Origin of the sequence: Shewanella sp. ULN5 (assembly GCF_030731885.1) — a bacterium.
In the GTDB taxonomy this organism is placed as follows: Bacteria; Pseudomonadota; Gammaproteobacteria; order Enterobacterales; family Shewanellaceae; genus Shewanella; species Shewanella holmiensis.
In genome coordinates, this window is sequence record NZ_JAPJEE010000030.1 from 1 (window position 1) to 11334 (window position 11334).

General features: G+C 40.0%; 11 protein-coding genes. 3 read left to right on the forward strand and 8 right to left on the reverse strand.

Annotation, left to right across the window (positions count from 1 at the left end; translation table 11 throughout):
• Positions 1–223: 223 nt before the first annotated feature.
• Entirely contained in the window at positions 224–655 is a 432-nt protein-coding gene (locus tag ORI98_RS17920; protein ID WP_261299339.1) for a PaaI family thioesterase, read from the reverse strand.
• A gap of 63 nt (positions 656–718) precedes the next feature.
• Complete coding sequence (fadE, locus tag ORI98_RS17925) at positions 719–3166, reverse strand: acyl-CoA dehydrogenase FadE (protein WP_261299340.1); 2448 nt, start codon at positions 3164–3166, stop codon at positions 719–721.
• 248 nt (positions 3167–3414) lie between these two features.
• On the opposite strand from fadE, the gene ORI98_RS17930 reads away from it, so the two are divergent.
• Positions 3415–4200, forward strand: coding sequence for a class II glutamine amidotransferase (locus tag ORI98_RS17930; RefSeq protein WP_261299341.1), 786 nt, complete (start codon positions 3415–3417; stop codon positions 4198–4200).
• 48 nt (positions 4201–4248) lie between these two features.
• On the opposite strand, the gene ORI98_RS17935 is transcribed toward ORI98_RS17930, so the two are convergent.
• The 3 genes from ORI98_RS17935 to ORI98_RS17945 form a co-directional block, all read right to left on the reverse strand.
• Positions 4249–5262: a DUF3108 domain-containing protein gene (locus tag ORI98_RS17935; protein WP_306136127.1), complete on the reverse strand. Its 1014-nt coding sequence runs from the start codon at positions 5260–5262 to the stop codon at positions 4249–4251.
• A 27-nt stretch (positions 5263–5289) separates the two neighbouring features.
• The gene (locus tag ORI98_RS17940) at positions 5290–5643 is read right to left on the reverse strand and encodes an MGMT family protein (protein ID WP_261299343.1); all 354 of its coding nucleotides are present in this window, start codon (positions 5641–5643) and stop codon (positions 5290–5292) included.
• 113 nt (positions 5644–5756) lie between these two features.
• The gene (locus tag ORI98_RS17945; protein WP_371931192.1) at positions 5757–6431 is read right to left on the reverse strand and encodes a hemolysin III family protein; all 675 of its coding nucleotides are present in this window, start codon (positions 6429–6431) and stop codon (positions 5757–5759) included.
• Positions 6432–6737: 306 nt separating this feature from the next.
• On the opposite strand from ORI98_RS17945, the gene ORI98_RS17950 reads away from it, so the two are divergent.
• Positions 6738–7625: a hypothetical protein gene (locus ORI98_RS17950; RefSeq protein ID WP_261299345.1), complete on the forward strand. Its 888-nt coding sequence runs from the start codon at positions 6738–6740 to the stop codon at positions 7623–7625.
• A 1-nt stretch (position 7626) separates the two neighbouring features.
• Here ORI98_RS17950 and rrtA read toward each other — a convergent pair whose 3' ends face one another.
• Entirely contained in the window at positions 7627–8250 is a 624-nt protein-coding gene (gene rrtA / locus ORI98_RS17955) for a rhombosortase (RefSeq protein WP_306136128.1), read from the reverse strand.
• 9 nt (positions 8251–8259) lie between these two features.
• Positions 8260–8976 (reverse strand): 7-cyano-7-deazaguanine synthase QueC, encoded by a 717-nt coding sequence (gene queC, locus ORI98_RS17960; protein ID WP_371931191.1) that lies wholly within the window; start codon positions 8974–8976, stop codon positions 8260–8262.
• Positions 8977–9147: 171 nt separating this feature from the next.
• On the opposite strand from queC, the gene queE reads away from it, so the two are divergent.
• A complete protein-coding gene (gene queE, locus ORI98_RS17965; protein WP_261299347.1) occupies positions 9148–9816 on the forward strand; it encodes a 7-carboxy-7-deazaguanine synthase QueE in 669 nt (222 codons plus the stop codon).
• Positions 9817–9989: 173 nt separating this feature from the next.
• Here queE and ORI98_RS17970 read toward each other — a convergent pair whose 3' ends face one another.
• Positions 9990–11063, reverse strand: a complete 1074-nt coding sequence (locus ORI98_RS17970; RefSeq protein WP_306136129.1) for a PLP-dependent cysteine synthase family protein — start codon at positions 11061–11063, stop codon at positions 9990–9992.
• Positions 11064–11334: the final 271 nt, after the last annotated feature.

The following is an 11334-nucleotide window of genomic DNA, read 5'->3' on the forward strand; positions in this document are numbered from 1 at the left end:
ATCCACGATCAGTGCTCTATATACCTAGCCGCTATCCACTTAAATATAAACAGTAATGCTTATCCGAATAGCATTACGTCAATGACGGGCTTTTTTACGTTTGAAAACTGATTTATTTTATCGATAACTGACATCAAACAGCATTAAATTAGGGGAAAAAACAGTTGTGAACAAACGGTATAGCATGAACATGCAATCGGCCGGTATCAGTGGTGTTAAAGCTTTATCGACTCACCATACAGCTTGCACTGGCGGTTGCCAGTAATCGACCTTGTTTATCGGTTAATGTGGCATCTGCAATGGCTAAACTGGTTGATAAATTAATGAGTTTTCCAGTGGCAAAAACCGCTTGGTTTTTAGGTACTGGGCGCACCATTTTAACGTTTAAATCTATAGTGGCATAACTTGCTCCAGCGGGCAGAGCAGAATGCACCGCACATGCAGTTGCTGAATCTAGTACAGTGGCAGCAAAACCGCCATGGACGCCGCCCATTGGATTTAAGTGCCTTTCATCCGCTTGAGCTTCAAAGGTAATCTCACCGTCAGAAACTTGAATTGCTTTCATTGGCATTGTGTGAGTAATTGATGGTGCTGGAATATGGCCATCAAGCATGGCCTGCATGATTTGCAATCCGGTCATTTCACGTAAATTCATTTTTATTCCTTAAATAAAAAAGGGTAAAGCAATGCTTTACCCTTTTATCATTAAATGCGGTTGTTAAGCTGCTTTTTCTTGCTTAATAGGGGCTTTAATGTTGGCGCGTAGTGTTTCAGTATCAAAATCATCAACATTGATTGACTTCATACGACCAATTTCAGCACGCTCAAGTAAGGCAATTTCGGCTTCACTTAGTATACCTAACGCTTTACCTTCTGCCGCTATCTTATCTAACCACATAAAGGGTAAACGTTTACCTGCTGCTTTACATACTTTGTCGTATAAAGGCTCACAAGCAAGGATATCAATAAATGTTTGCTCTTGAATTCCCACAGCGTTGTGCTCACTGTTAGTAAAGAATTGACCTTTACCTAAACGATCACGGCTAGCACAAGGTGTTTGCATGATTTGTGCGACTTTATGATCCAGTGTATCAGTAGGGCGCTTAACAGGGCGGCCGAATGGGAATATAACCCAACGCAATGCGTGGCCTAATCCCATTGGGAAGTTGTTAAGTAAGTCATCTAAAGAATCTTGTAATTTATACAATGAATCTTCAACAGCCCATTGAACCAACGGTAAATCTTCCGTCAAACGACCATCATCCTGATAACGTTTTAACGTGGCAGACACTAGGTATAGCTGGCTAAGTAAGTCACCTAAACGAGCTGAAATACGTTCTTTACGTTTGAGGTTTCCGCCTAATGTGCCCATTGCTAAGTCAGATAGTAACGCTAAGTTAGCACTGAAACGGTTCATTTGCTGGTAATAACGTTTAGTTTTGTCTGAGTAAGGCGCATTTGAGAAACGTGCACCGGTTAAACCCATCCAGAAACTACGGGTGAAGTTAGATATTGCGAAACCAATATGACCAAAAATCGCATCGTCAAAGTTCATTAAACCACGACTTGCATCAGTGTCGAATGCCGATTCCATTTCAGCCAATACATATGGATGACAACGAATTGCACCTTGACCATAGATAATCATAGAACGGGTTAGGATATTTGCACCTTCAACAGTAATAGCAATAGGTGCAGCCTGGTAACCACGACCTAGGTAGTTATTAGGGCCTAAACATACCCCTTTACCACCATGGATATCCATCGCATCAATAATACATTTTTGCATTCTGTCAGTTAGGTGGAATTTAACTATGGCTGAAATTACCGAAGGTTTTTCGCCTAAATCGATTGCCGTTGTAGTTAAGCTGGTAACTGCATCCATAAGGTATGCGTTACCACCAATGCGTGCCATGGGCTCTTCAATACCTTCTAACTTACCGATAGGTAATTTAAATTGACGACGAATACGAGCATAAGCACCTGTCGCGATAGCCGCAGTTTTGACTCCACCAGCTGAGTTTGATGGTAGGGTAATACCACGACCTACAGATAAACACTCAACCAGCATACGCCAGCCTTGGCCAGCCATTTCAGGTCCACCAATAATAAAGCTTAATGGCACGAAGACTTCATTACCACGTGTTGGTCCGTTTTGGAACATACAGTTAAGCGGGAAATGACGACGGCCAGTTTCAACTCCAGGAATATCCGTTGGAATTAAGGCACAGGTTATTCCTAGCTCTTCTTCACCACCTAATAGACGGTCAGGATCGCGCAGTTTAAAGGCTAAACCAAGTACGGTTGCCACTGGAGCCAGGGTAATGTAACGCTTGTTCCAGGTTAACTTCATTCCAAGTACTTCTTCGCCTTGGAATTCACCTTTACAGACAATACCAAAATCAGGAATAGAACCCGCATCACTACCCGCTTCAGGGCTAGTCAATGCAAAACATGGAACTTCTAAACCTTTGGCTAAGCGTGGTAAGTAATGATCTTGCTGTTCAGTCGTACCATAATGTTGTAATAACTCACCAGGTCCTAATGAATTTGGTACACCTACAGTCGATGCGAGCTCACTGCTTAAGCCTGCCAATTTTTGTAGCACACGAGATTGTGCATAAGCAGAATACTCTAAACCACCATATTTCTTTTTGATAATCATCGCAAAGAAACCATGGTCTTTTAGGTATTGCCATACTTCTTGTGGCAAGTCGCCTAGCTCGTGAGACACTTGGTGTTGATTAACCATTTTACACACTTCTTCAACTGGGCCATCTATGAAAGCTTGTTCTTCAGCGGTAAGGCGAGATTGAGGATAGTTGTGTAATTTGCTCCAGTTAGGATTACCAGCGAATAGATCCGCTTCCCACCAGGTTGTACCCGCTTCAATGGCTTCTTTTTCAGTAGAAGACATTTCAGGCATGATACCGCGATACACTTTAAGCAGCGGACGGCTGATAAAATTCTGTCTGAATGATTTGATATTAAAAGGTAATGCTAATACTAGGAATACTATCCAAGCAGCAGAACCTACGATGTCCATTGCGCTACCAACACCCAAAACAACAGCCGCAGCTATTGTGGTGGTGACAAGCGATACCCTTAGGTAAGACATTGTGCCGAGCACAAAGATCATAGCGATGATCAGTAGTAGGGTGGTCACTTTACTCTCTCCTTAAAGCCAGTTCCATTGTGTGAAAGGCTAATTTTTATTGATCTTAATCACAAGTATAGACTGTGGTCTGACCTGTGCCACATAAAATTTAACCTTATGCTGCGATGAATACAAGTATTTTTCAAACAATTGTTTAAATTTAATTGTGTCAATCTTGTTCCACTGATTTGCCAGTAAAGATACAATATGGATATCAGTAATAATTTGATCAATTAGTAACGAAAAAGGCTTAATAAATGTGCGAATTACTTGCCATGAGTGCCAATGTCCCTACAGATATTGTTTTTAGTTTCACAGGCTTGGCAGAGCGTGGTGGTGTGACGGGGCCACATGTTGACGGTTGGGGAATTACTTTTTATGAAGGCAAGGGCAGTCGCACATTCAAAGATGCTTGTCCAAGCAGCCAATCTCATATCGCGCAGTTAATAAAATCTTATCCGATAAAAAGTGAGATAGTGGTCAGTCATATTCGTCAGGCGAATCGTGGGTGTGTATCCCTTGAAAACACACATCCTTTTACCCGCGAATTATGGGGACGATATTGGACATATGCGCATAATGGTCAGTTAACCGATTACGAAAGCAAATTTAATTTAAGTCGTTTTCAAGCGGTTGGCGACACTGACAGCGAAATGGCTTTTTGTTGGATACTAGAAAAAGTAGTGCTGCAGTTTGGAGATACCGCTCCTGTTGATATGAAACCTGTTTTTGAATATATCGCCACATTAGCGGATGAAATTCGTCAATTAGGTGTGTTTAATATGATCTTGAGTGATGGTATCGATTTAATGGCTTATTGTACCAATAATCTATGCCATATCACTCGTAGAGCACCTTTTGGTCAGGCTAAGTTAATTGATACCGATGTGGTGATTGATTTTCAAAAAGAAACCACCCCTAATGATGTGGTAACGGTTATAGCAACCAGACCGTTAACCAACAATGAACAATGGCAAGTCCTCTCACCGGGTGACTGGCGTTTATTTCATAAAGGCGATATAAAATCGGCTAATGATTTATGATACGAAAGCCAGCAAAACCTGGCTTTCTTATATACTGAATCAAGCGTATTAGTTGATTACCATATCTTTTAAATCAGAAACTTCTTGTTCACTAAACTTATCAGGACTGACCTCATGGTTAATGTTAGCTTCTGAATCATCTTGTTTTTCAGTTTCTGCAGATAACGCCTTTTGGGCCATATAGGCGCTGAAAATAGCTTGCTCATGTACGAGATCCAAGCTTGGGATCTCAGGTAAGGGTTTATCAAATGTATAATCAGCTAATTGAATATCTAATTGTTTGCTGCCTTTTGAAAAATGACTTAATCGCACCGGTAAATAGGCTAATTTAGGGGCCATCCAGAAAAAAGTTTGTCTTTTAGTACTACTCCGTACAACTTCAAATTTGACGGTGTCGAAGGTGCCTCCTGCAACGGTTATCGTTTCATTACCGATAATTTTAAAGTCATATTCATCAACTTCTTTTTCCTTCACCATTTTGTAATTCAATGGTCTTTTATTACTAATGACATCCATTCTGAACTGTAACTGCACCATCAAAGGGTCGAAAATTGTCTCGTGATAATCCAGTTTCAACGCATCAAGTTTATAAATGGTATGTATGAAGTTTTGTGAACGCGCAAATGCTGTTTGTTCAGTATATTCACTGCCAGTACCTGTGCGCTCATGAACATAGCGAAATGGCACTAATTTACCGTTTTCGAGAGTAAAATCACTTTGTAATTTACGTCCATCCGACAGCATCAATAAACCGACTTCACTTTCAAAATTATATTTGTAATAACTACTATCAGTCGCTGGTAGAGTGAACTTAGCATCCCCTAACTCAAAACTGCCATAATAGGCTTTATAGTGAGCGGTTTGCGGGATCAATGGGGCTAATAATACCTTGTAGTCTAAGGTGCTTGTGTCATCCGCTTGCGGAACGAGAGGGGCTTCGGTTTCAATTGCATTTAAAGGGATGCTATTGGCCAAAGTTGCAGGTGATATTGCAAAGATGCCAACAATAAACGATGGCAAAAAGATGGCATTATGCATTGTTTTTAAATAAGTTATTTGCAATGTGTTTCATCCTAAAAAATACTGTTCCTAAAAAGGAAGAGTCATAACTAATGTTGCTAGATCAGGTTGCCATAAATATTTCGACAATGAAATATTGCCCTGGTTCACTTCTATGCCTTCTAATCTTAATAATTCAGTTTGTTGTTGGAACAAATCACTATTTTTGGGAAATGATATTTTACCTGCTGAATTGATCACTCGATGCCAGGGCAAATTTGCCTCTGAAGGGGCAAGCTTGAGCGCGCGAGACACATACCTAGCACGGCCTGGCAGCCCGGCTAAATCTGCTACTTTACCGTAAGGTAAAACCTTTCCTGCTGGAATGATATTAACAACGAATGAAATTTTTTCAACGGCAGTCCATTTATGCTCGGAATACATATTATTGTATGTTTAGAAACGGATGATTGATTTTGCATTAAAACGTGAAATTTTCATAGCAGATAATAGAACTCAACAACACAGTAGCTGTTGAGTTTTTTGAGACAATGGGTCTAATGTGTAATGACTAAATAGATTGAGAAGAAGTGTGTGAAAGCCCCACCCAGTACGAATAAATGCCAGATTGCATGGTTGTAGGGGATTTTTTTATTCGCATAAAAAATAACGCCTAGGCTGTAAGATAAGCCACCACTGATGAGTAAGTTGAAACTGGTCTGACTCATGTTGGCAATTAAATCATGCATTACAGTCACGCAAAGCCAGCCCATAAGGAGATATAATAGTAAACTGAATGCTTTAAAACGGCCGATAAACAAGGTTTTGAAGACAATTCCGCCCAAGGCTAAACACCAAATAGCGGTTAAAATGGTTAATGCATTATCATTTTGTAATGTAATCAACATTAACGGGGTATAGGTGCCAGCAATTAAAGTATAAATGGCACAATGATCAGCCATTTTGAATCGTTTTCGCCATACAGCTGTGCGGCTAGAATGATATAAGGTTGAGGCTAAAAACAGTAAAATAATACTGATGCCATAAATGGTAATGCCTGTTAATTGAACTGCACTGAGATCATCTCGTGCATTGATTAGCATAAATGCTAACCCGACTATGCCAGCTAATACTCCCAGCCCATGGGATATAGTATTGGCCAATTCTTCTCTTACACTGTAATCAGATGTGCTGTTAGAACTTGAGTCGTTAATTATCGTGTCTGAAGCTATTGCCATAGTGTTATTACTTATTAATCGCGTAAAATACGTAGCCAGTTTAACAGGGGATAAAATAAAAAACCATACTTAGCTTACAGGTGTAAGCTGAAATTATGTTGATTGTGTTGATTGTGTTGATTGTGTTAATTGTTTTGATGTTGAGTTGTCATCAGTATCAATATTTTTAATCAATCTGAACTTTACACCCGTTTAACATTCAAATTGTTTAGCATTATTGTTTTTTGGAATTGGATTATCTTGCCATATGTTTTGATATGAGATGATGGACCTAAAAGGATATTTTAGATAACAGCGATTATGGGTATAGAAAACAAGCTTCAAAATGAGAATGACGCCTATGAAATCATAACAAGAGGTCATGGCGGCTTACTCAAACCGATTACTGTGGCCATTATTATTCACATCATCTTGTTTGGAATTTTGGCGTTATTTTGGCAGCAAAGTAACCAGCAACGCAAAGAGGTTATAGCCACCATTCCAGAGGAGGTGAAAATAAACAGTTACATTATTACCACTGAACAATATGAAGCTATGGTGAATGCTGCCAAGCCGATAAATGAAAAGTCTCACGATAATCTTGACAATCAGTTGAGTGATATTCCTGCGCAACCATTAAATACTGAGCCTCATTTAATAGAGCCAACAACAATTGTTCCAACGGAAAATAAGGCAGTCGAAAAAGATATTATGCCCAATGAGTCTGACGTCACCGACAAAGCATTACCGCGGAATAAAGATCATCATACGGAATTCAAGCAGGAGACATCTAATAACATGTCCCATGTTGAGAAGAGCTCTGCTATTCCAACGACTTCAACATCGCAAGATATCCGAAATGCATCACGCCAGTATTTACAGCAGATGAAAGAACAGCAGTTTACCGCTCTGGTGGGGCAGCAAACAGCATCAACAAATACGGTGGGTTCTATGAGCGAGATGGATCCCGATTTAGACTTTATTGAAATTCACCAAAAAAAAGATCTGAGTCAACCTCATAGTTACAATCACAAATTAGATCCAAATAGAATCGTTAAGCAAGGTGATTATTGTTACCGAGTGGTCAATTTAGCTACTCAAGTCAATCCTTATGGTGAAGGTTTAGGGTTTGCAGAGTTTTGTGGTATTGATGAACAAAAAGTAGCAATGCAGCAAGCAATCCAGAATCGCATAGGCAAAATTAAGTAAATCATTTTCGATATTTAAAACGATAAGCGACTGTACTCCAAAACAGAGCACAAATTAATCCTGCAAAAACGCCAACAAGGTGTGATTCGGTAGCCACTCTGGCATTGATAAGTTCGGTAATTCCAGCACTCGCGCCAAAGTATTGCTCGTAAGCCACTTTAGCTACAACGCCTAGAAGCAGTAAATATCCTGATCTTAACCCTTTTCGAATGTCCATCACGGCACCAAAGGTAAATAATCCGTGTAGCACTCCACTTAAGCCCACATAGGCCTTTAACTCAGGAGAAAAAACGTAAAGACCAATGCCTTCTAAAATACAAAGGCTGATAAAAAGCAGAATGAGTTTAGGAGTATGTCTTTTGTAATGTAATTCATGTAGAAAAACAATAACCCACAACCCAGCCAAATTCATGACTAAATGCCAAGCATTAGTATGCAATAAATTGCCTGTGACAATACGCCAAATTTGGCCGTTAGCAATGGCGTCATGTTCAAATTTGAATATCGAATTGGTATCGATAATCATTGGCGAGGTTAAAGTTAATGCAAACAGAACAAGGCAAATTAGGCTAATAATCAGCGTAAAATGATTTGGCTTTACGGTTGATAGTGGTGCTTTAGCCATCAAAAACCTCTATTTTATTGAGTGAGCTTTTGCATTTAACGATTGCATAACTTGTTCAGCGTTTTGTAAATAATCATCTAAGCCGCGTTGACGTAATAAGCATGATGGACAGTCTTTGCATCCGTCGCCAATTATACCGTTATAGCACGTTAATGTTTGTTGCTTTATTAAGTCTAATTGTTGATATTTATCCGCTAAAGCCCAGGTTTCGGCTTTATTTAACCACATCAGTGGGGTAATAATTTTAATCGGTTTATCTAAACCGAGCGCTAAACTTTGTTGCATAGCCTGAACGAAATCATTGCGGCAATCTGGGTAACCTGAAAAATCGGTTTCACATACGCCAGTGATAATAGCATCACATCCTAGCTGATAGGCATAGACGCCTGCTAATGTCAGAAATAAGATATTCCTACCAGGTACAAAAGTATTAGGTAAACCATTGTTCATCAACTCATGTGATACTGGGATGGAATCCCGCGTGAGTGCAGATATTGCCAATTCATTGAGTAAGCTTGTGTCTAATACCTTGTGACTTGCCAACTTAAGTTCTGCCGCTAGGCTTTTCGCCACATCAATTTCTTGCCTGTGTCGTTGACCATAGTCAAAGGTGATCCCATGTACTTGATCATATTCAGCAAGTGCTTGAATAAGGCAGGTGGTTGAGTCTTGTCCGCCACTGAAAACGACTAATGCTTTTGTAGGCGATGAAGATGGTTGCGACATGAGTGATAACCTAATAAGAAATAAACAAGAATGGTCGGTGCCATGAATCGCTATTTTATCGCAGAGTTTGTTGTAATAGCAAAATTAATGCGTCTTTCTCGGGCTGTTTCCTTGATACTGCACTTGAAATACACTATAAATGCCGCCCCAATAAACGAAAGCTGGTGAACAATGAACTATCCTGTAAATGAAGTATTTGAAACGATCCAAGGTGAAGGCAGTTTTACTGGCGTGCCTGCGTTATTTGTTCGTTTACAAGGCTGTCCAGTTGGCTGCTCTTGGTGTGATACAAAACAAACATGGGATGTATTAGTTGAAAACAAAGTGACGCCAGAACAGGTGATTACCGTTGATGGTACCATTGGTCGTTGGGCAGACCATGATGGTCAAAGCTTAATGAAAGCTTTTAATGATAAAGGATTTACTGCTAAACATGTGGTTATTACGGGCGGCGAGCCTTGTTTATATGATTTAACCGAACTAACAGAGCAATTAATTGATGCGGGTTTCAGCGTTCAAATTGAAACCTCTGGCACATTTGAAGTGCAGTGTCATCCTGATGCTTGGGTCACAGTGTCACCTAAAATCAATATGAAGGGCGGATATAAAGTGTTGCCTCAAGCCCTTACGCGTGCAAATGAAATTAAGCATCCTATCGCGACAGAAAAACACATTGAAGAATTAGATGCGCTGCTTAGTAATATTGATTTAACAGATAAAACCATCTGTTTACAGCCTATAAGTCAAAAGCCGCGTGCAACTGAATTGGCAATGAAAATCTGTATAGCCAGAAACTGGCGTTTATCGATTCAAACCCACAAATATCTGAATATTGATTAATACGATTTATTACTTAACAGTATTCTCACGGGGTTTACACAAAATGTTAAATTGGGGATCGTGAAATAGGGTATATCAAGCATTAGCCTAGTTGTTAGGCTAATGCGGATTAAAGTGTCAATTGAGCTCTATCGAAAATACCGCATTAGGGTAATAGATAAGAGAGCTTACCACTAACAATCTAACGTGTTCAGTCGGCCCGTTTGATTAAACTCAACTAATTGGGCTTCAAATTTTTTAAAGCAGCCAATGTTATCGTCAATCCACTGCGCATTGTAATAGGTGTCTAAATACCGCTCCCCAGCATCACATATTAGCGTCACAATAGAGCCTTTTTGCCCCTCAGCTTGCATGCGTGTAGCTAATTGCAATGCACCGTAAAGATTCGTTCCAGTCGAAGCGCCTGTTTTACGGCCAATTAAACACTCTAGCCACTGCATCGTTGCGATAGATGCTGCATCAGGAATTTTTTGCATTTCATCAACCACTCCAGCAATGAACGAGGGTTCTACTCGAGGCCGGCCAATTCCTTCTATCTTACTGCCAGCCGTACCGGTTATTGACTTATCTCTGCTATGAAAATAATCATAAAAAACCGAGTTTTCTGGGTCGACAACACATAGTTGAGTAGAAAGTTGTTGATAGCGAATATAACGGCCAATGGTCGCAGAGGTACCACCCGTGCCGGGACTCATTACAATCCAGTGCGGAACAGGGTGAGGCTCACGCTGCATTTGCATGAAGATAGAATCAGCAATGTTGTTATTGCCGCGCCAGTCTGTGGCTCGTTCAGCAAAGGTAAACTGGTCCATGTAATGGCCGTTTAGCGCTTTTGCAAGGCGCTCTGACTCAGCATATATTTGATTGCTGTTATCCACAAAATGGCATTTGCCACCGTAAAACTCTATTTGCTGTATTTTCTTTTTTGCGGTTGATTTTGGCATCACGGCAATAAAGGCAAGGCCAATTAACCGTGCAAAGTAGGCTTCAGACACTGCCGTGCTGCCAGAGGATGATTCAATAATGGTGGTGGTTTCATTAATCCAGCCGTTACACAAAGAATATAGGAACAGTGAACGGGCCAAGCGATGCTTTAAACTACCTGTTGGATGAGTACTTTCATCTTTAAGGTAAATATCAATACCTTGAAGCTGTGGTAAATCTAGCTTAATAAGGTGAGTGTCGGCAGAACGCTGATAATCGGCATCAATTTTGGCAATAGCTAGGTTTACCCAGTTCGACTGCATAGTATTTTCTCATCATGATTATTAATGGCTTAATCTTAAAGAAAAAAAGCATTGAAACCTAGCAACAAATAAACAGGAATTCGAAATTGGCAAAATGATGTTAAATGAATATAAAAGATGCAACTGATAATAAGCGTTTTAGAGGGTTTTTAATTAGAAATGGCACAAAACTGAAATAAATATCTGAAGATGTAAAATGGTGGAGGGAGAAGGATTCGAACCTTCGAAGGCTGAGCCGTCAGATTTACAGTCTGATCCCTTTGGCCACTCG